Here is a 19,436-nt window from a genome sequence, read left to right as displayed (position 1 = left end):
GATTAGCCTCAACGGGCTAGGATGCGGAAGCGGTGGCCGTCAGTCGACGGCGCGTCCACGAAGGCTTCACGATGGTGTGCCGGCGCAGGGCGATGAACAGCAGCACGATGGTCAGCGTCGTGCAGGTCGCCAGGGCCACCACCGAAGCCTCGGCGCCAAAGGCACCGCCGCTCAGCCATTCGGGGCCGGTCATGTGCGATACGAGGAAGCCGTTGCTCTCGAAGCCCGACACGGCGACGCCGTAGAAACTGCCCTGTAGCACGTTCCAGGCAGCGTGCATGCCCATGCAGACCCAGAGCGAGCGGGTGACGTGATACAGCATGGCCAGCAACAGGCCTGCTTCGATCGCGATGGCCGCCGAACTCCACAGCGTGGCGCCGGGGTTGTTGATGTGCGCGGCACCGAAGAAAAGCGCGGAAATGATCAGCGCACCCCAGGTGCCCAGTCCTTCCTCGACGATGCGGAACAGCACGCCGCGGGTGACGATTTCCTCGCCAATGCCGGCACCGAAGCCCACCACCAGCAGTGCGGGAATCCAGCTGACCGCAGGGTTGATGCCGGTGACGTGGTAGCTACCCACCAGCCACAGCACGCCGACGACGACGCTGATCAGCACGGTGCCGATCAGCAGGCCATGCGCACCCAACGGAAGCAGCTCACGCGGCTCCAGTTCGCTCATGCGCCGGCGCTCGATCAGTTTGACAAGGAAAAAATAGGCGACGATGGCCGGAATCAGCTGCACGGCCAGCGTACCCAGCGGGTGCGCCATCGGCGAACTGCCACCGCCCGCCACTCCCATGCCCTTGAGGGCCATGACGACGAGTCGGCCGGTGGCGAAGGCCACGATGGCGAAAATGACGATGCGTGCGAATGCGGAATAGATCAGCCAGCGCTTCCATGCGGGTGCGCTTGCGGGCGTAGTGAAGGCGATCTGCGGTGCTGGCATGTTGGACGTTCCCCCTGTGGTAAAGCCCGGAGGCTAGCAGAGGTCACGCCAGGTTCCTTCCCCCTCCGGGAGAAGTGCCGGGGGCGGATGAGGGACGGGTGCTTGCGGGGAGGGTGATTCAAAGCACCGCATGGAACCGGCGTCGAGGGCGCCTGTGGTCGCTCCCACCAGCCCGCCCCCTCCGGGAGAGGGGGCTTGGGATTACACCGCGACGGAGGCGGCGTGCTCGCGCGTGGCCGAGAAGCGCACCTGCGGCCAGCGCTCCTGCGCCAGCTGGAGGTTGACGCGCGACGGTGCCAGGTACACCAACTCGCCGGCCGCGTCGATCGCCAGGTTCATGGCGTTCTTCTCGCGGAACTCCTCGAGCTTCTTCGAATCGTCGCAGTGGATCCAGCGCGCGGTCGAAACGCCGACGGCCTCGAATGACGCATCCACGCCGTATTCGTCCTTGAGGCGGTAGGCCACCACGTCAAACTGCAGCACACCCACCGCGCCAAGCACGAGGTCGTTGCTCATCAGCGGCCTGAAGAACTGCGTGGCACCCTCTTCGGACAGCTGCGCCAGGCCCTTCTGCAGGGCTTTCATCTTGAGCGGATCGCGCAGTCGCGCGCGGCGGAACAGCTCCGGCGCAAAGTTCGGGATGCCGGTGAACGAGACCATCTCGCCTTCGGTGAAAGTGTCGCCGATGCTGATGGTGCCGTGGTTATGCAGGCCGATCACGTCGCCCGGGAAGGCGCTTTCGACGATCTCGCGGTCGCTGGCCATGAAGGTCAACGCGTTGGCGATGCGCACTTCCTTGCCCGTGCGCGTCTGGATCATCTTCATGCCGGCGGTGTACGTGCCCGAGCACACGCGCATGAAAGCGACGCGGTCACGGTGCGCCGGGTCCATGTTGGCCTGGATCTTGAACACGAAGCCGCTGAGCTTTTCTTCGGTCGGCTGGATCTCGCGCGACAGCGTGGCGCGGGGCTTGGGCGAGGGCGCGTGCTCGATGAAGAAGTCGAGCAGCAGCTGCACGCCGAAGTTGTTCACGGCCGAGCCGAAGAACACCGGCGTGAGCTTGCCGGCGAGATACTGCTGCAGGTCGAACGGATGCGACGCACCCTGCACGAGCTCCAGTTCGTCACGCAGTTCGCGCAGCGCCTCGGCACCGACAACCTCTTCGAGGCCCGGAGCATCAAGACCCTTGAAGATGGTCGAATCCTGGCGCGTAAAATTCTTGCCCTGCTCGAACACGTGCACTTCGTCGAGCAGCATGTGGTACACGCCCTTGAGGCGCTTGCCCATGCCGATCGGCCAGGTCAGCGGCGCGCAGGCGATGCCAAGCACCGACTCCACTTCGTCGAGCAGCTCGATCGGCGAACGGCCTTCGCGGTCGAGCTTGTTGATGAAGGTCATGATGGGGGTGTCGCGCAGGCGACAGACTTCCATCAGCTTGATCGTGCGTTCCTCGACGCCCTTGGCGCAGTCGATCACCATCAACGCGGAGTCGACGGCGGTGAGCACGCGGTAGGTGTCTTCGGAGAAGTCCGCGTGGCCCGGGGTATCGAGCAGGTTGACGATCTTGCCTTCGTACGGGAACTGCATCACCGACGAGGTCACCGAGATGCCGCGCTCCTTTTCGAGCGCCATCCAGTCCGAGGTGGCGTGGCGCGCGGCCTTGCGGCCCTTCACGGAGCCGGCCATCTGGATGGCACCGCCGAACAGCAGCAGCTTTTCGGTGAGCGTGGTCTTGCCGGCGTCAGGGTGGCTGACGATGGCGAAGGTACGGCGGCGAAGGGTTTCGTCGAGATGCGTGGACATGGGGAGCAAGGCTGGAAGGCGAACCCCTAATGATACCTCGCGCGCCCCCGGGCTGCCCGCCGACCGTCTCAGGCCGTCAGCAGATCCTCGTAGAATGCCCCGTAGGCCTCGGTCGGGTGGGCGATCTGGATCTCCAGGATCCACAGGCCGCTGGCCGGCGTGGCGGGCAATTCACCCAGGTCGCCGCCCTTGTGGACCGAATGGGGGAAATCGCTGACGCGGTGGCCCTTGATGGCGTGGTTGAACCGCCAGCCCATGGCCTGGGCCTGTTGCCCGGCGTAGGCGTAGAGCGCCTCGCCGGTCATGCCCTGGGTGCGCCAGACGCTGGCGACGTCGTTGAACAAGGCCCTGGCGGCATCGGCGCAGGCCTGTTGCTCCGGGGCGTGGCCCACCGTGAAGGTATCGCCGACGTCGCCCTCGTGGCCGTCAAACACCAGGCCCAGGTCGATGAAGTAGATGTCGTTCTCGCCGAGGCGAACATCCGGGTTGGATCGTTCGCGATAGATTTTCGTCGTGTTTTCGCCGATGCGGATGAGCACCGGGTGCCACAGGCGCTCCATGCCCAGGCTGGCAAAGACCTGCATGGCTTCGGCACGGGCTTCATCCTCGCTGATGCCCGGTCGCATGCGTTCCTTGATGCCTTCGAGCGCGGCCCAGCTGAGCTCGCGCGACTTCAGCATCAGGCTTGCGTCGAAACGATGGCCGACGGCTTCGCGCTGGGGGACGGGGGTATCGGTCATGGCGGGCTCACAGCAGGGTCAGGGTCAGGCCGATGGCGGCCGGGAGTGCCTGGATCCAGAGGATCTTGCGGGAGGCGGTCATGCCCCCGTAAATGCCTGCCACCACCACGCAGCCGAGGAAGAAACGCGCCACGGCCAGGCCATCCGGCCCCAGCCACAGGCTCCAGAGCAGGCCGGCGGCAAGGAAACCGTTGTAAAGCCCCTGATTGGCGGCCAGCGTTTTTGTCTGCTCGGCGAACTCCGCGCTGAGGCCGAAGGCGCGACGACCCGTGGGACGGGTCCAGAGGAACATTTCCAGGACCAGGAACCAGACATGCAGCAGCGCGACCAGCGCGATGACCAGGGTGGCGAAAAGGGACACGTCAGCTTCCTGCAAAGTGGAGCGCAAAGTGTACGTCAGGGCGTCGGCCGTCCAGGCGATTGTGGGGCGCGGTGTGTCGGCGTAGCTTGAAACAGCTGGGATTCTGGAGGCTGCCCTTACAGGGGCACGGGACATCCCCCGGCGGTTCCTGGCCCTCGAATCCATTGTGGAGGGACAGACATGAAAACGTCCGTACGTGCCGCCGTCCTGGCGGCCTGCCTTGCGCCCACGTGCCTCTGGGCGGCGAGCGCCTTCGACGGCGCCTGGAAGATGGACCTGAGCAAGGCGCAGTTGTCCAGCAAGCCTGATGTCCTGGTGATCAAGGACGGCATGTACCACTGCAAGACTTGCGTGCCGGCCATCGACATCAAGGCGGATGGCACCGATCAGCCGGTAAGCGGCCACCCGTATTTCGACACGCTGGCAATGACTGTCGTCGACGATCACACCGTGCGCGAAGTGGGCAAGAAGGGCGGTCGTGATGTGCTGACGGAAACCACGGTGGTATCGGCTGATGGCAAGACGGCTACCAGCGATTTCAGCGACAGCAGTGCGGGCAACGGCACGCCGGTGACGGGTAAGGCCACCATGGCAAAGGTGGCCGCGGGTCCGGCAGGGGCCCATGCGTTGTCGGGCTCGTGGCGTACCACCAAGTACGAAGGTGTTTCGGATAACGCACTCACCATGAACTTCAAGGAAGACGGCGGCATGCTCAGCATGGACAGCCCCATGGGAACGTCTTACAGCGCCAGGCTCGATGGCAGTGACGCGCCGTACAAGGGCGACCCGGGCATCGACTCGGTGGCCGTGATGAAGAAGGGCAAGAACACCATCGTCGAAACCGACAAGCGCCAGGGCAAAGTGATCGACGTGGTGACGATGACTGTGCAACCCGATGGCAAGACCATGAAGGTCGGCATCGAAGACAAGCTGCATGGGACGCACAGCGAGTTCATCGCGATGAAGCAGTGACGCAAGCGGGGCGGTCGCGCGTGCGGCCGCCCTTCGGCGTTACTTCGCTTCCTTGAGAGTCACCACCAGCACATCGCGATGCGCAGGTCGGGTGGCGTCCTGTGGCGTCACGGCGGTTACCCCGTGGCAGACCCGGGCGTCGTCCACCAGTGCGGCATCCAGCGGGCGCGTCAGCGTGAAGCTGCCCAGCTCAGTGCCATCCGGCAAATGGATGGTGGTGGTGCCGCTTTCGATGTTCTCGCGATCGATCAGCAGCACCAGCACGTAGTTCACCCCGTCCCGGTGCACGCCCTCCGGCGTCGGCTCGCCGAGCTGGAGGGCGCTGGCTTCGATGCGGAACTGGTGGATTTCCACCCGCCACTGGGCGACCTGGGGTGCCAGCGGGCCGAAGAAGTCGCGGGCGTGATGGAGGATGGCCCGGAGGCTGGCGCCTTCGCCGATCGTCATTTCCACCGGGGCAAACCAGCGCTCGATGCCGCCCTGCAGGGCGTTGTAGTCCAGGCTCTGGTAGTGCGGCTGGTGGGTCAGGCGCTCGAACGGGCCCGTCGGGCCCGCCCGGAAGACCGCATGCCGCCGCCGGCGCTGGCGACCTTTGGCGGCCAGGTAGGTATCGGGCTCAAGGGCGTTCCAGCTCGCCACGAAGGCCGGCCAGTCGGCTGGGGTGCCCTCGGGCCAGAGCAGGTCAGCCATGGCGGGGCCATCCACGAAGGCAAAGCCATCTTGTTGCAGGAGCTGGGCGACCTCGGGGTCGGTGGTGGCGTGGGACATGGGGTCGCGGGGAGGTTGGGGAGCCCTAAGGATAGCGCCGATTGGTCCGGGAGGCCTTGGTGGGGTTGGCTTTCGCCGGGTCGCCCGGGGCGGCTTTCAATTGGATGTCCAAACGAAAGATGGACATATAGACGTCTAAACGGCTATTGACATGCCGGCAGATCGCGCCTAAAGTCCATCCCACTCATCGAGACCGGCTGAGGGACAGGCCCTTTGAAGCCGGGGCAACCTGCGGAGCGATTCCGCGACGGTGCCAACTCCTGCGGAAGCGCTAAGGCGCAGCCGAGAGATGGGGGAGCTCAGCGCTCGGCGTTCTGCCGTCGCTGCAAGCCAACCTCTCCAGGTTCCGCAGAGTCGATGCCGACCGGAGAGAAATGCGATGTCCAACCCGTCCCAAGCCCTTGCCTCCAGCGATGCCAGCCACTGTCCGGTAGCGGCTGCCGTGCGTCCGGACCTCACCACCCAGCGGAGCTCCCGTCGCATCACGTTGTCGCCGAAGTACGGCCAGCGCGCCTGCGAAGTGGACGTGCGTTACACCTGGTGTGGCGCGCCTGACGCGCCGACGGTGATCGTGCAGGGCGGGATCTCCGCCACGCGTGACGTGGTGGCGCTGGACGGCGAGGAGGCCGCGGGCTGGTGGCAGGACACCGTTGGCGCCGGCAAGCCGGTCGACCTTGAGCGCTACCGGGTGCTGTGCATCGACTGGCTGACTCCGGCGGACCTGGATGGCGCCAGCGCGGTGTCGAGCGAGGATCAGGCGGATGCCCTGGCCTCCCTGGTCGATGCGCTGGGCATCGTCCGCGTCCATGCCTTCATCGGCTCGTCCTACGGCGCCATGACCGGCCTGGCCTTCGCGGCCCGCCATCCCTACGCCGTGGATCGCCTCGTGCTGCTGGCCGGGGCACATCGTCCGCATCCGCTGGCCACTGCGCAGCGCTCCGTGCAGCGCGGGATCGTTCGCCTCGGTCAGAGCAGCGGCCAGCCGGAACAGGCGCTGGCGCTGGCCCGTCAGCTGGCCATGACCACGTATCGCGGTAGCGAAGAGTTCTCGCGCCGTTTCACGGCCGCTCCGGAATTTCGCGACGGTCGTTTCCACTTCCCGGTCGAGGATTACCTCGAGCACGCCGGTCGTCGCTTCGTCGAGCGTTTCGATATCGAGCGCTACCTGTCGCTGTCGGAGTCCATCGACCTGCACGACGTGAAGCCCGAACAGGTTGCCACGCCCGCCACGCTGATCGGTTTTCCCTCCGATCGCCTGGTGCCGCTGTCGGATCTGTGCGAACTGCAGCGCCGCCTGCATGGCTCGGCGACGCTGGAAGTCCTCGAATCCCCCTATGGCCACGACGCTTTCCTCAAGGAAGCCGACCGCCTCGCGCCGTTGCTGCGCGAAGCACTGGCCTGAGCTGTTTCCCCGATACCAAGACCCACGCAACACCGCAGCACACGGAGATCCACCATGAGCGACACCATCGCCCCCTGTACCCGCGCCGTTCGCGCCGGCATCGAATCGGACACGCAGCACGGCGCCGTCGTGCCGCCGCTGCATCTGTCGACCAACTACGCTTTCGATGGCCTGGGCGGCAAGCGTCCGTACGACTACTCGCGCAGCGGCAACCCGACGCGTGACCTGCTGGGCAACGCGCTGGCCGAGCTGGAGCAGGGCGTGGGCGCCGTGGTGACGGCCAGTGGCATGGCCGCGGTAGCGTTGGCGCTGGAGCTGGTGCCGGCCGGCGCGAAAGTGCTGGCGGCGCACGATTGCTACGGCGGTACCTGGCGTTTGCTCGACGCGTGGGCAAAGAAGGGCCGCTTCTCGGTCGAGTTCGTCGACCTGACCGATAACGCCGCGCTGGCGGCGGGCCTGGCTTCGCGCCCGGCGCTGGTGTGGGTCGAAACCCCGTCGAACCCGCTGCTGCGCATCACCGATGTGCGCCACGTCGCCCAGGCCGCGCATGCGGTGGGTGCGTTGGTCGTGGTCGACAACACCTTCCTGTCGCCGGCCCTCCAGCAGCCGCTGGCGCTGGGCGCAGACATCGTCGTGCACTCGACGACCAAGTACATCAACGGCCACAGCGATGTGGTGGGTGGCGCGGTAGTGGCGCGCGACCAGGCCATTGCCGATCAGCTGAAGTGGTGGGGCAACTGCAACGGTCTTACCGGTGCCCCCTTCGACAGCTTCCTGACGCTGCGCGGCCTGCGCACGCTGGGCGTGCGTCTGCGCCAGCATCAGGAAAGCGCCGCGCGCATCGCCGAGCTTCTGGACGGCCATGCGTCCGTTCGCAAGGTCTACTACCCGGGTCTCGCGAACCACGCAGGCCATGCGCTGGCCGCACGCCAGCAGCAGGGTTTCGGCGCCATGCTCAGTTTCGAAGTCGAAGGCGACGTGCCGCAGATCGAAGCGTTTGTCGATGGTCTGCAATTCTTCTCGCTGGCCGAGTCGCTGGGTGGCGTGGAAAGCCTCGTGGCGCACCCGGCGTCGATGACGCACGCCGCCATGGCACCGGAAGCGCGCCGCGCCGCCGGTATCGCCGATAGTTTGCTGCGCCTTTCCGTGGGTATCGAAGACGGCGACGACTTGCTGCGTGATCTCTCGGCTGCACTGGATCGTGCCGCTGCTTCCCGGGACGGCAAACGTCGGGTGAGCGCATGAGCGCGGTGCTGGCGTCCGAAGCTGTCGTTCCCGTCGCGGTGCCTCAGGTCGACGGTACGGCCATCGTGCTGCTGGGTACCGGTGTTGTCGGTGGGGCGCTGCTGAAGCTTCTCAATACGCCGGCCGCGAGTGCGCTGCGATTGGTTGGCGTAGCGAATTCACGTCGCCAGCAGACCGATCCCGAGCACCTTGCCGATCGCGGTCTGCGCGAAAAACTCAAAACGCATGGTGAGCCACGCGACGATGCGAGCCTGCTTGATGCGCTGGAGCGCAGTGGTGCTTCCATCAAGGTGATCATCGACGCCACGGCTAACAACGCACTCGCCGCGCGTCATGCCGAATGGCTGGAGCAGGGCTATCACGTGGTCACGGCCAACAAGGCGCTGGCCGGCGGTGCACTGGCCGGCTGGCGCGCCTTGCAGGCGGCGCGCGAGAAGCGCACGTACGGCGATGCGGCGACGGTCGGTGCCGGCCTGCCGGTGCTTTCCACGCTGCGCCGCCTGCGCCAGTGTGGCGACGCCCTGCTCACCCTCGAAGGTGTGTTCTCCGGCTCGCTGTCGTATCTGTTCAATCAGTACGACGGCAGCCAGCCGTTCTCGGTGCTGCTCGCCGAAGCGCGCAAGCTCGGCTACACCGAGCCCGATCCGCGTTCGGATCTCTCGGGCGAAGACGTGGCGCGCAAACTGCTGATCATTGCGCGCAATGCGGGTTTTGCGCTCGGTACCGATGAAGTGGAAGTCGAGAGCCTTGTCCCCGAAGCCTTGCGCGGCGTGGACACCGAAACTTTCCTCGCACGCCTGGAAGAACTGGACGAGCCCCTGGCTCGTCGACACGCCGAGGCGAAGGCACGCGGTGGCGTGCTGCGCTTTCTGGCGCGGCTGAATCAGCGCGGCAAGGCGCGCGTGGGCCTGGTGGAAGTGCCCGCCACCCATCCGGCAGCGCGCCTCTATGGCACTGACAACCAGTTCGCTCTCACCACCACGCGTTATCACTCCCAGCCGCTGGTGATCCAGGGGCCGGGTGCGGGTCCGGAAGTGACGGCGCAGGCGCTGCTGGGTGACGTGCTCGCGATTGGGTGAGAGGAGGTCGCCCGCTACGCGGGCTGTAAACGGTGAACAGTAAAGCGTGGGTTCGGGCAGCCGGGATGCTCTTCTCCGTTCACCGTTCACAGCGCCAAAGGCGCGACATCCCCGGCGGCGCCAGCCGCCGCAAACAAAAAACGCGCGGCTTGCGCCGCGCGTTTTTTTGCATCTGCTGATCGGTAACCGGTCAGTTGCCCGATGTGTGTTCCAGCTCGGCCGCTTCGACCGACGGCGTACGCCAGCCGGACTTCACGCCCCACACGTAGAACACCAGGCCGACGACACCGACCACGACCAGATCCATGCCGTACGACAGGTAGCCGTGGCCGCCGAACATGTCGCTGCCCGCCCATGACACCAGGGCCAGGGTCGGCAGGTAGCAGATCAGCCACCACGCGCCCTTCAGCTGGCGACCGAAGTCGTGCCAGCCGCTCTTGGCCTGGTAGTAGAAGTACACCGGCAGCGCGACGACCATCAGCAGGATGATCTCGCCGGTCAGCGGCCAACGTGCCCAGTACAGCAGCTCGGTGGCGAGGATGAAGGCGACGCCGGCAAGCACGGGCAGGCCGACGATGCGCAGCGGGCGGTGCAGATGGGGCGCGGTGCGGCGCAGCGTCATCGCGCTGACCGGGCCGGTCAGGTACGAAATGATCGTGGCCACCGAGATCACCGCAGCCAGCGTGCCCCAGCCGCGGAAGAAGAACAGGAACGCGAACGAGACCACGAGGTTGAGCCACATGGCCGGACGCGGCACGCCCCACTTCGGATGGATCGTGCCCAGCACCTTCGGCATCGTGCCGTTGCGCTCCATGCCGTAAATCATGCGGGCGGTGGTCGCGGTGTAGGTGATGCCAGTGCCGCTGGGGCTGATGAAGGCGTCGATGTAGAGCAGCATCGCCAGCCAGTGCAGGTTGACGATGATCGCCAGCTCGGCGAACGGCGAGCGGAAGTCGATGCCGTGCCAGCCGGCCTTGGCCAGCATCTCCGGCGGGACCGCACCGATGTAGGCGACCTGCAGGATGATGTAGACGATGGTGGCCAGGACGATCGAGCCGACCACGGCGAACGGAATGCTCTTGCCGGGGTTGTGCGCTTCGCCCGCCAGGTTCACCGGGCTCTGGAAGCCGTTGAAGCTGAAGACGATGCCAGCGGTCGCCACGGCCGTAAGCACGGCCGCGAGATCCAGCGCATGCGCGTCGCCATGGATGCCGACGGAGAAGTTCTCCGAATGGAAGCCGCTGGCGATCAGCGCCAGGCCGGTGGCGGCCGGTACGACCAGCTTGAAGACCGTGATGGCGGTGTTTGAGCGAGCGAACAGCTTCACGCTCCAGAAGTTAAGCAGGAAGTAGATGACGACCAGCACGGCAGCAATGGCCAAGCCCGGATGTGTCAGCTCACCGCCTCCATTGGGCATGTGCACATACATGTCCTGCGCCCACTTCCATGGCCACGAGGCCATGTACTGCACCGACGCTTCGGCTTCCACCGGGATCACCGAAACGATGGCGATCCAGTTGGCCCAGGCGCCGATGAAGCCCACCAGCGAACCGTGCGAATAGTGGCTGTAGCGCACCATGCCGCCCGATTCCGGGAACATGGCGCCCAGTTCGGCGTAGGTCAGCGCGATGGTCATGATGATCGCTGCGCCGAGGACCCAGGCCCAGACGGCGCCAGGACCGGCCAGGCCGGCCGCTTTCCAAGCGCCGAACAGCCAGCCCGAGCCAATGATGGATCCCAGGCCGGTAAGCATGAGCGCGAAAGGACCGACTTCGCGTCGGATGTTGCTGGAAGAGGACATGCAGGCTCCCGCAAGAATGAATCGAATGGGCCGCCCCTGGACGGCACAAGGGCGCGATGATGACAGGGCCGGGACGGGCTGTCAGCCTGCAGAAGTCATGCTGCGGTGCGGCGTGGCGCCGTTCGCGGGGGTATGGGGCGAAGTGCTGCAAACGGCTCGAAGTGCCTGATTTCGTGGGGTCGGCCGCACCCGGTGCGTACGAAATGCGGCACCCACGCCACGTCCCCGGTAAGCCGGGAACGCAGTGATTCAGATGGTTCGCTCTTCAGAAAAGGACGAATGTCGGCGCGAGCGTTGTTGTAGCCCAGGAAAGAGGCGGAGTCCGCCTCAGCACTCGATCACGTTCACCGCGAGGCCACCGCGCGAGGTTTCCTTGTACTTGTCCTTCATGTCGCGCCCGGTGTCGCGCATTGTCGCAATCACCTTATCCAGGGATACGCGATGCTTGCCGTCGCTCTTGAGCGCCATGCGGCTGGCGTTGATCGCCTTGACCGAGCCCATGGCATTGCGCTCGATGCAGGGGATCTGCACCAGGCCGCCGATCGGGTCGCAGGTGAGGCCCAGATTGTGCTCCATGCCGATTTCGGCAGCGTTTTCCACCTGCAGCACGTTACCGCCCAGCGCTGCGGTCAGACCGCCGGCTGCCATGGAGCAGGCCACGCCGACTTCGCCCTGGCAGCCCACTTCGGCGCCGGAGATCGAGGCGTTCTCCTTATAAAGGATGCCGATGGCGGCAGCCGTCAACAGGAAGGCGATGACGCCATCGTCGTTCGATTTGGGGCAGAACCGGTGGTAGTAGTGCAGGACGGCGGGCACGATGCCGGCCGCGCCGTTGGTCGGGGCGGTGACAACGCGGCCACCGGCGGCGTTTTCCTCGTTCACCGCCAGGGCGTACAGATTGACCCAGTCCAGGATGGTCAGCGGGTCCTTGAGCGCCGCTTCCGGTTGGGCGCGCAGTTCGTCCGCCATCGCAGGTGCGCGGCGGGTCACTTTGAGGCCGCCCGGCAGAACGCCCGGCGAGCGCAAGCCGCGGGCAACGCAGTCCTGCATGGCCTTCCAGATCACCAGCAGGCCCTCGCGCGTTTCCGCCTCGGGGCGCCACACCTTTTCATTCTCGAGCATCAGCTCGGCGATGGTCAGGCCGTGCTGTGCGCACAGTGCGAGCAGTTCGTCGCCGGTGGAGAAGGGGTAGGGCTGGGCCGTGGTATCGGCCACGATTCGATCTTCGGCCGCCTCGTCCTGGTTGACGACGAAGCCGCCGCCCACTGAGTAATAGTCGCGCGTGCCCAGCTCATTGCCATCGGCGTCATAGGCCGTGAAGCGCATGCCGTTGGTGTGGAAGGGCAGCTTCTGGCGCTTGTTGAAGACCAGGTCGCGTTTCTCGTCGAACTCGATCTCGTGCTTGCCCAGCACGCGCAGGCGCTTGGTATGGCGGATGCGGTCAAGCGTTTCGGGGATCTGGTCGGGATCGACGGTGTCCGGATGCGCACCCTCGAAGCCCAGCAGGACGGCCTTGTCGGTGCCGTGACCGCGCCCGGTCATCGCCAGCGAACCGTAAAGCTCCGCGCGCAGTCGCGCCACCCGGTTAAGCACGCCTTTTTCTTCGAGCCAGCGCTCGGCGAAACGAGCGGCGGCGCGCATCGGACCCACCGTATGGGACGAGGAAGGACCGATACCAATCTTGAAAAGGTCGAAAACGCTGACGGCCATGGCGCACTGCGAGGCTGGGGAATGAACCGGCTATTCTACGCGTCGCCCTCCCGTCTGGCAGTCCATACGCTGCCGTCTGTTGATCCCATGACCGATCTGATCCTTTTCCAGCGCGACTACTGCCATCTCTGCGACCAGGCCCTGGCCGTGATGGCGCAGGCGCGCGCACCGGATTTCGACAGCGTGTGGGTGGACGACGATGAACAGCTCGAAGTGCGCTACGGCGTGCGCGTGCCCGTGCTGCGCGATGAGCGTGATGGGCGCGAACTCGACTGGCCGTTTGACGCCGAGGCCGTGCGCGCTTTTCTTGCCGAACGCGCTTGATGCCGTCGGCCGTTCGCGACAGCAACGCGAAAGCCACGCGGTTTTACTGCCCGCCGTACGTATCACGCTCCCGGTAGAAATACCTAAGCGACTGAGTTTGCGTAGATTTACCTAATGCATTCCCGCGCGGCGCGGACGCACAATCCAGCCGCGTGGTGCCGTCGCGACAAAACTCAGCCAGGTAGTGAAGCGACCTCCATGGTGGGCCGCCTGCTCAGGGTGCAGGTGACAGTTGGGGATACAAACGGTCGCCAGTGTTTATTCGCGTGATAGCCCTGGCGTTTGCCCGGCCGCTTGTCGAATCGGCGTTGCAGACATGTCGCGAATGATTTCCCTGCATTTCGGATCCTTCAGCGCGCGGCCTCGTCCGTGGCGACTGGCTGAGCCTCTCAGGGCCTGCCTGGCCTGTCATCACCGTCCTTGCCATCGCACTGGCCGTGTTCGATCCGACCCGTGCCCAACCGCATCGACATCCATCGCGTCAGCCATAGCCGCAGGATCACCGGAGATTGTCGCGTGAAGCCGAAACTACGCTGGATTTGCCTCGCGTGCGCCACGGCGCTGGTTGCGCTGCATGGCTGCAAGGATGAGAAGGGCGGCGCGGCCGGACCCCATGCCCTGCCGGTGGGCGTGGTGACGATCGGTCAGGCCGACGTCCCCATGGTCTATGAATTCGTCGGTGAGACCGAAAGCTCGCAGGAAGTGGAAATCCGCGCGCGCGTCAGCGGCTTCCTGGAGCAGCGTGTCTACACCGAGGGCTCGATGGTGCACGCCGGCGATGTCCTGTTCCGCATGGACGCCAAGCCGTTCAAAGCCGCACTCGATGCCGCCCAGGCCGAGCTGCGGCAGCAAAAGGCACGCTTGCAGACGGCCCAGGCCAACCTCAATCGCGTGAAGCCACTGGCCGCCAAGAACGCTTTGAGCCAGAAGGACCTGGACGATGCCACCGGCCAGCAACAGGCCGCGGCCGCCGCTTTCGAGCAGGCGCGCGCCAACGTCACCAGCGCAGAGCTCAACCTGGGCTATACCACGATCACCTCACCCGTTGATGGCCTCTCCAGCTTCGCCAAGAAGCAGGACGGCTCCTATATCGATGCCACCAACAGCTTGCTCACCTACGTCGCAAAGCTCGATCCAATGCGGGTCAACTTCAGCCTGTCGGAAAACGAATTCCTGCAGTTCCGCAACCAGACCAAGAGCGGCGTGCTCAAGACACCTGCCAAGGGCGGCCTGGATGTACAGATCCTCCTGGCCGACGGCAGTGCGTACCAGACGCACGGCAAGATCTCCTTCTCCGATGCTGCGCTCAACTCCGAAACCGGCACCTATTTGATTCGCGCTGACTTCGCCAATCCCGAGGGCGTGCTGCGACCGGGCCAGTTCGTGCGCGTAAAGATCCGTGGCGCGCGCCTTTCCGGCGCGATCTCGGTACCGCAGGTCGCGGTGCAGCAGGGTGACCGCGGTGCCTATGTCTGGACCGTGGACAAAGACGGCAAGGCTGCCCAGCGCGTGATCGAAAGCAGCGGCTGGAACGACACCGCCTGGATCGTGCGCTCGGGCCTGCATGCCGGCGACCGCGTCGTGGTGGACAACATCGTCAAGCTCGCCCCCGGCATGCCGCTCAGCCCTCATCCCGCCACGGCGGCCGAGCAAGGCGCTGATATCGCCAGGGCCGGAAGCACCGGAGCGGCGCAATGAGCCTCTCACGGTTCTTTATCGATCGACCGATCTTCGCATCGGTGATCTCGATCATCCTGGTGGTGGCCGGCCTGGTTGCGATGATCGGATTGCCGATTGCGCAGTTTCCGGAGATATCGCCACCGCAGATCACGGTGACCGCAACCTACCCAGGCGCCAGTTCGGACGTCATCGCACAGAACGTCGCGGCGCCGATCGAGCAGCAGGTGAATGGCGCGGACAACATGATGTACATGAGCTCCACCAGCTCATCGACCGGCAACATGACGTTGACGGCCTATTTCAATATCGGCACCGATCCGTCGCTCGCACAGGTGGACGTGCAGAACCGCGTAAACCTCGCCTTGCCGCAGTTGCCTGATGCCGTGACCTCGCAAGGCGTCTCGGTGCAGAAGCGCTCCTCGGCTTTCATGATGGTGATTGCCATCTATTCGCCGGACAACTCGCTGGATCAGCCGTACGTGGCGAACTACGCCAACGTGTATGTGCTCGATGCGATCAAGCGCATTCCCGGCGCCAACCAGGCCTCGATTTTCGGCACCGCCGACTACGCCATGCGCATCTGGCTCAAGCCTGATCGCATGGCCAAACTCGGCGTGACCGCAGGTGACGTGAAGAACGCCGTCGCCAGCCAGAACCAACAGTTCTCCGCCGGTCGCATCGGCCAGTCGCCGACGCCCACGCCGGTGTTGCAGACCTTCCCGATCGCCACCAAGGGTCAGATGACCGAACCCTCGGAGTTCGAAAACATCATCCTGCGTGGCGGCGCGAGTGACGCAGCCGCACTGGTTCGCGTGAAAGATATCGGGCGCGCCGAACTGGGTTCGAAAGACTATGGTCTGCGCGGCCGATACAACGGCAAGACCGCAACGTTGATTGCCGTTTACCAACAACCGGGTGCCAACGCGCTGGATGTGGCCAAACAGGTGCGCAAGACGCTGGATGACCTGAAGAAGAGCTTCCCCCCGGGCCTCGACTACCAGATTGCGCTGGACACGACGGAGTTCGTCAACGAGTCCATTGCCGAGGTGATCCATACGCTGCGTGACGCGGTAATCCTGGTGATACTGGTCGTTTACATCTTCCTGCAAAGCCTGCGCGCTACCCTGGTGCCGCTGCTGGCGGTGCCGGTGTCGATCATCGGTACCTTCATCGGCATGTCGGCGCTGGGTTTCTCGGTGAACATGCTGACCTTGTTTGGCATGGTGCTCGCGATCGGCATCGTGGTCGACGATGCAATTGTGGTGATCGAAAACGTCGAACGAAACATGACGGAGTTTGGATTGCCGCCGAAGGAGGCGGCCAAGCGGGCCATGGACGAGGTGAGCGGGCCCGTTGTAGCCATCGTCCTGGTGCTGCTGGCGGTATTCGTGCCAGTGGCCTTTCTCACGGGCATCACCGGACAGCTTTACAAGCAGTTCGCTGTGACCATCGCGATTTCGGTGGTGCTGTCGGGCGTGGTGGCGCTGACCCTGTCGCCCGCGCTGGCGGCCATCCTGCTCAAGCCCGGATCGCACAAGAAGAACAAGTTCTTCACCTGGTTCAACACCAAGTTCGACAAGTGGACCAACAGTTACGGCCGTGGCGTGCAGCTGGCGATCAAACGCGTGACGATGTCATTGTTGCTGATCGGCGGCATGCTCGTGATTACGGGTGGCCTGTTCAAATCGATTCCATCGTCGTTCCTTCCGGTGGAAGACCAGGGCTACCTGCTGGCGGCGGTGATGCTGCCCGATGCGGCCAGTCTGGATCGCACCGGCGATCTCTCCAAGAAGGCCGAGGACTGGTTTGCCAAGCAACCGAGCGTGAAATCCGTGGCGGCGCCTATTGGCTACAGCCTGATCGATTCGCAGAACAAGGCCAATGCGGGCACCTTGTTCGTGACGCTCAAGGGTTTCCATGACCGCGACCAGACCGCCAATGACCTGATCCGCGAAGGCAGCAAGGAATTTGCCAAGTACAGCGATGGCGTCATCGTTCCCATCAACCCGCCGTCCATTCCTGGCCTGGGAACGACCGGTGGTTTCGAGTTCTGGCTGCAGAGCACGGGCAATGGCAACTACCAGGCGTTGGAAGCCAAGGCACGTGAATTCATCGCCAAGGCCAAGCAGCGTCCGGAACTGCGCGGCATCAACTCGACCATCAACACCAAGTCGCGTCAGTTCATGGTGGAAGTCGATCGGGAGCGCGCGGAATCACAGGGCGTGGCCGTGCAGGACGTGTACCAGGCCCTACAGGTGATGTTTGGTTCGCTTTACGTGAGCCAGTTCCCCAAGAGCAGCCGCCTGTTCCAGGTGATCCTGCAGGCCGAGCCCAGTTATCGCATGAAGCCGGATGACTTGCTGAACCTGTACGTGCGCAACAAGGATGGCCAGATGGTGCCGATCAAGTCGGTCACCACGACGCATTTCGTGCCGGGTGCCGATATCGTCACGCGCTTCAATAATTTCCCTGCAGCGAAGATCACCGGTGACGCAGCCGAAGGCTACAGCTCGGGCCAGGCCATCCAGGCCATGGAGCAGGTGGCGAACGAAGTGCTCGGCAGTGGCTATGCCTTTGCATGGAGCGGCCAGGCGTATGAAGAGAAGTCGGCTGGTTCGACGGCGGTGGCGGTGTTCGGTTTCGCCATCCTGATGGTGTTCCTGATTCTCGCGGCGCAGTACGAGAAGTGGTCGTTGCCGCTGGGCGTGATCATGGCCGTGCCCTTCGCGTTGTTCGGTGCGCTGGTCGGCATCCTGCTGCGCGGCATGGAGAACGATGTCTATTTCCAGATTGGCTTGACGGTACTGATTGCGCTGGCGGCAAAGAACGCCATCCTGATCTTCGAGTTCGCGGTGGAGATGGCGCACAAGGAGCACATGTCGCCTTACGAGGCGGCGATCCATGCCGCCAAGATGCGCCTGCGTCCCATCATCATGACCTCGCTGGCCTTCATCCTGGGTTGCGTGCCACTCGCCATCGCCAGCGGCGCATCCGCCGCGAGTCGCCGGTCACTCGGCACCGGCGTGATCTTCGGCATGCTCGGCGCCACGGTGATCGCGGTGTTCTTCATTCCGATGTTCTACTGGGGTCTTGAAGTGATGTCCGGGCGCAAGAAGAAGCAGGCCGAGGACAAGCCGGTGGAACCGGCGTCGACACCCAGCTTGCCGACGCCGGGCGAGGAGGGCTGACATGAAGATGCGACGTCACGTCTTGCTGACCTGCATCCTGGTGAGCCTGATGGCCGGCTGCGCCGTGGGTCCGGATTACCACCGTCCCGAGGTTACGTCTCCGGAGTCCTATCGCTTTGCCGATCCGAATGCGACCAGCAGCTTCAACGCCGAGTGGTGGCATCAGTTCAACGATCCCGTGCTCGATCAGCTGGTGAGCAAGGCGGTGGCACAGAACAAGGATCTGGCCATTGCCACCGCGCGCATCGATGAGTATCGCGGCCGGGTGATGGAAACCAGTTCGCAGCTCTATCCTCAGATTGGCCTGGGGGCATCGGGCGGGCGCCAACGCAACGCCGCCACCAAGCTCACACCCAACTATGAGACGTCGCAGGTGCAGGTGGCTGCGGCGATGTCGTGGGAGATTGACCTGTTCGGGCGGCTGCGTCGCCTCAGGGAATCGGCCAAGGCCGACCTGCTGTCGACCGAGTTCGCGCGGCAGGGTACCCTGGTGTCGTTGGAGGCCAGCGTGGCTTCGGCCTATATCACCCTGCGGGATCTCGACCAGCGTCTGGTGATCGCCCAGGCAACGGTTGCCACCCGCCTGGATGCACTGAATTTGTTTCAGGAGCGGTTTGCCGGTGGCGTGGTGTCCCAGGTGCAGCTGTCGCAGGCCGAGTCGGAATACGCCGTGGCGCAGACCTCCGAATCAGCCATCGCCCAGCAGATCGCGCAACAGGAAAACGCCATATCGCTGTTGCTTGGCGAAAATCCTGGGCCGATTCCGCGCGGCAAGTCCATCGATCAGATCAGCCTCCCGGCGATTCCGGCGGGATTACCCTCGGCATTGTTGCAGCAACGTCCTGATATTCAGGAGGCGGAGCAGAACCTGGTCTCTGCCAATGCACAGATTGGCGCGGCGCGCGCGCAGTACTTCCCTGTCATCAGTCTGACCGGTCTGCTGGGACGTGCGAGTACGGGACTGGGTTCGTTATGGAGCGGCCCGGCCAAGATGTGGTCGTATGCCGGCGCGATCAGCCAGCCGATTTTCACGGGCGGCGCGATTCGCGGTTCGGTGCATGTCGCCGAGGCTCGCCAGCAGCAGGCGCTCTTCGCGTATCAGGCGGCCATCCAGAACGCCTTTGCCGATGTCGACAATGCGTTGGTGGGCGAGCAGCGCTCCAAGGAGCAACTGGTTTCCACCAACGACCAGGTCAAGGCGCTGGGGCAGTATGCGTCCCTGTCGCGCGATCTCTACGAAGGTGGCTACACCAGCTATCTGGAGGTGCTCGACGCGGAGCGCAGTCTCTTCAACGCACAGCTCACGCAGTCGGGTCTGCAGGCACAGCAGTTGATCGAGGTGATCAACGTCTACAAGGCGTTGGGTTACGGATGGCCGGCAGGGAAGGAGGGGCTGGCGGACGATCGTCCCCAGTGA

15 protein-coding genes and 1 riboswitch are annotated in these 19,436 nt (G+C 64.5%); of the genes, 8 read left to right on the top strand and 7 right to left on the bottom strand.

All coding sequences use genetic code 11. The features are described 5' to 3' along the window. Nucleotides 1–16: 16 nt before the first annotated feature. From EYV96_RS09180 to EYV96_RS09165, 4 genes are all read right to left on the bottom strand, one after another. Complete coding sequence (locus tag EYV96_RS09180) at nucleotides 17–946, bottom strand: CPBP family intramembrane glutamic endopeptidase (RefSeq protein ID WP_131151116.1); 930 nt, start codon at nucleotides 944–946, stop codon at nucleotides 17–19. A gap of 201 nt (nucleotides 947–1,147) precedes the next feature. After that, complete coding sequence (locus EYV96_RS09175; protein ID WP_131151115.1) at nucleotides 1,148–2,749, bottom strand: peptide chain release factor 3; 1,602 nt, start codon at nucleotides 2,747–2,749, stop codon at nucleotides 1,148–1,150. Nucleotides 2,750–2,817: 68 nt separating this feature from the next. After that, nucleotides 2,818–3,489 (bottom strand): M24 family metallopeptidase, encoded by a 672-nt coding sequence (locus EYV96_RS09170; RefSeq protein WP_131151114.1) that lies wholly within the window; start codon nucleotides 3,487–3,489, stop codon nucleotides 2,818–2,820. 7 nt (nucleotides 3,490–3,496) lie between these two features. After that, nucleotides 3,497–3,850, bottom strand: a complete 354-nt coding sequence (locus tag EYV96_RS09165) for a DUF1304 domain-containing protein (protein ID WP_240732388.1) — start codon at nucleotides 3,848–3,850, stop codon at nucleotides 3,497–3,499. A 180-nt stretch (nucleotides 3,851–4,030) separates the two neighbouring features. On the opposite strand from EYV96_RS09165, the gene EYV96_RS09160 reads away from it, so the two are divergent. Then, nucleotides 4,031–4,822: a hypothetical protein gene (locus tag EYV96_RS09160; protein ID WP_131151112.1), complete on the top strand. Its 792-nt coding sequence runs from the start codon at nucleotides 4,031–4,033 to the stop codon at nucleotides 4,820–4,822. Nucleotides 4,823–4,861: 39 nt separating this feature from the next. On the opposite strand, the gene EYV96_RS09155 is transcribed toward EYV96_RS09160, so the two are convergent. Next, the gene (locus EYV96_RS09155; protein WP_131151111.1) at nucleotides 4,862–5,590 is read right to left on the bottom strand and encodes a 2OG-Fe dioxygenase family protein; all 729 of its coding nucleotides are present in this window, start codon (nucleotides 5,588–5,590) and stop codon (nucleotides 4,862–4,864) included. 181 nt (nucleotides 5,591–5,771) lie between these two features. Further along, a riboswitch (SAM riboswitch) is annotated at nucleotides 5,772–5,886 on the top strand. A gap of 83 nt (nucleotides 5,887–5,969) precedes the next feature. Here EYV96_RS09155 and metX point away from each other — a divergent pair. The 3 genes from metX to EYV96_RS09140 are packed head-to-tail and all read left to right on the top strand — an operon-like array spanning nucleotide 5,970 to nucleotide 9,316. Next, entirely contained in the window at nucleotides 5,970–6,992 is a 1,023-nt protein-coding gene (gene metX, locus EYV96_RS09150) for a homoserine O-succinyltransferase MetX (protein ID WP_131151110.1), read from the top strand. A gap of 54 nt (nucleotides 6,993–7,046) precedes the next feature. Beyond that, a complete protein-coding gene (gene metB / locus EYV96_RS09145; RefSeq protein ID WP_131151109.1) occupies nucleotides 7,047–8,237 on the top strand; it encodes a cystathionine gamma-synthase in 1,191 nt (396 codons plus the stop codon). Then, nucleotides 8,234–9,316 (top strand): homoserine dehydrogenase family protein, encoded by a 1,083-nt coding sequence (locus tag EYV96_RS09140; RefSeq protein ID WP_131151108.1) that lies wholly within the window; start codon nucleotides 8,234–8,236, stop codon nucleotides 9,314–9,316. The genes metB and EYV96_RS09140 overlap by 4 nt, the downstream gene beginning before the upstream one ends. Nucleotides 9,317–9,506: 190 nt before the next feature. On the opposite strand, the gene EYV96_RS09135 is transcribed toward EYV96_RS09140, so the two are convergent. Both EYV96_RS09135 and EYV96_RS09130 read right to left on the bottom strand, forming a co-directional pair. Then, nucleotides 9,507–11,117, bottom strand: a complete 1,611-nt coding sequence (locus EYV96_RS09135; RefSeq protein WP_131151107.1) for an APC family permease — start codon at nucleotides 11,115–11,117, stop codon at nucleotides 9,507–9,509. A 327-nt stretch (nucleotides 11,118–11,444) separates the two neighbouring features. After that, nucleotides 11,445–12,827, bottom strand: a complete 1,383-nt coding sequence (locus EYV96_RS09130; RefSeq protein ID WP_131151106.1) for an L-serine ammonia-lyase — start codon at nucleotides 12,825–12,827, stop codon at nucleotides 11,445–11,447. A gap of 87 nt (nucleotides 12,828–12,914) precedes the next feature. On the opposite strand from EYV96_RS09130, the gene EYV96_RS09125 reads away from it, so the two are divergent. From EYV96_RS09125 to EYV96_RS09110, 4 genes are all read left to right on the top strand, one after another. Continuing rightward, nucleotides 12,915–13,151: a glutaredoxin family protein gene (locus EYV96_RS09125; RefSeq protein WP_131151105.1), complete on the top strand. Its 237-nt coding sequence runs from the start codon at nucleotides 12,915–12,917 to the stop codon at nucleotides 13,149–13,151. A 516-nt stretch (nucleotides 13,152–13,667) separates the two neighbouring features. After that, nucleotides 13,668–14,849 carry an efflux RND transporter periplasmic adaptor subunit gene (locus EYV96_RS09120; RefSeq protein ID WP_131151104.1) on the top strand — a complete coding sequence of 394 codons (1,182 nt, stop codon included), beginning with the start codon at nucleotides 13,668–13,670 and terminating at the stop codon, nucleotides 14,847–14,849. After that, a complete protein-coding gene (locus EYV96_RS09115) occupies nucleotides 14,846–18,019 on the top strand; it encodes an efflux RND transporter permease subunit (protein WP_131151103.1) in 3,174 nt (1,057 codons plus the stop codon). Before EYV96_RS09120 ends, EYV96_RS09115 begins: the two co-directional genes overlap by 4 nt. 1 nt (nucleotide 18,020) lies before the next feature. Continuing rightward, nucleotides 18,021–19,436 carry an efflux transporter outer membrane subunit gene (locus EYV96_RS09110; protein ID WP_205746119.1) on the top strand — a complete coding sequence of 472 codons (1,416 nt, stop codon included), beginning with the start codon at nucleotides 18,021–18,023 and terminating at the stop codon, nucleotides 19,434–19,436.

It is taken from the genome of Dyella terrae (assembly GCF_004322705.1).
Classification (GTDB): Bacteria; Pseudomonadota; Gammaproteobacteria; order Xanthomonadales; family Rhodanobacteraceae; genus Dyella_D; species Dyella_D terrae.
This window is presented reverse-complemented; position numbering and strand designations above follow the sequence as displayed.

What these genes read in the sequence shown, in the direction of transcription:
- EYV96_RS09180 (WP_131151116.1), bottom strand. Translation starts at nt 946, where the DNA reads ATGCCAGCACCGCAGATCGCCTTCACTACGCCCGCAAGCGCACCCGCA.
- EYV96_RS09125 (WP_131151105.1), top strand. Translation starts at nt 12,915, where the DNA reads ATGACCGATCTGATCCTTTTCCAGCGCGACTACTGCCATCTCTGCGAC.
- EYV96_RS09170 (WP_131151114.1), bottom strand. Translation starts at nt 3,489, where the DNA reads ATGACCGATACCCCCGTCCCCCAGCGCGAAGCCGTCGGCCATCGTTTC.
- EYV96_RS09110 (WP_205746119.1), top strand. Translation starts at nt 18,021, where the DNA reads ATGAAGATGCGACGTCACGTCTTGCTGACCTGCATCCTGGTGAGCCTG.
- EYV96_RS09160 (WP_131151112.1), top strand. Translation starts at nt 4,031, where the DNA reads ATGAAAACGTCCGTACGTGCCGCCGTCCTGGCGGCCTGCCTTGCGCCC.
- metB (WP_131151109.1), top strand. Translation starts at nt 7,047, where the DNA reads ATGAGCGACACCATCGCCCCCTGTACCCGCGCCGTTCGCGCCGGCATC.
- EYV96_RS09135 (WP_131151107.1), bottom strand. Translation starts at nt 11,117, where the DNA reads ATGTCCTCTTCCAGCAACATCCGACGCGAAGTCGGTCCTTTCGCGCTC.
- EYV96_RS09155 (WP_131151111.1), bottom strand. Translation starts at nt 5,590, where the DNA reads ATGTCCCACGCCACCACCGACCCCGAGGTCGCCCAGCTCCTGCAACAA.
- metX (WP_131151110.1), top strand. Translation starts at nt 5,970, where the DNA reads ATGTCCAACCCGTCCCAAGCCCTTGCCTCCAGCGATGCCAGCCACTGT.
- EYV96_RS09140 (WP_131151108.1), top strand. Translation starts at nt 8,234, where the DNA reads ATGAGCGCGGTGCTGGCGTCCGAAGCTGTCGTTCCCGTCGCGGTGCCT.
- EYV96_RS09115 (WP_131151103.1), top strand. Translation starts at nt 14,846, where the DNA reads ATGAGCCTCTCACGGTTCTTTATCGATCGACCGATCTTCGCATCGGTG.
- EYV96_RS09130 (WP_131151106.1), bottom strand. Translation starts at nt 12,827, where the DNA reads ATGGCCGTCAGCGTTTTCGACCTTTTCAAGATTGGTATCGGTCCTTCC.
- EYV96_RS09175 (WP_131151115.1), bottom strand. Translation starts at nt 2,749, where the DNA reads ATGTCCACGCATCTCGACGAAACCCTTCGCCGCCGTACCTTCGCCATC.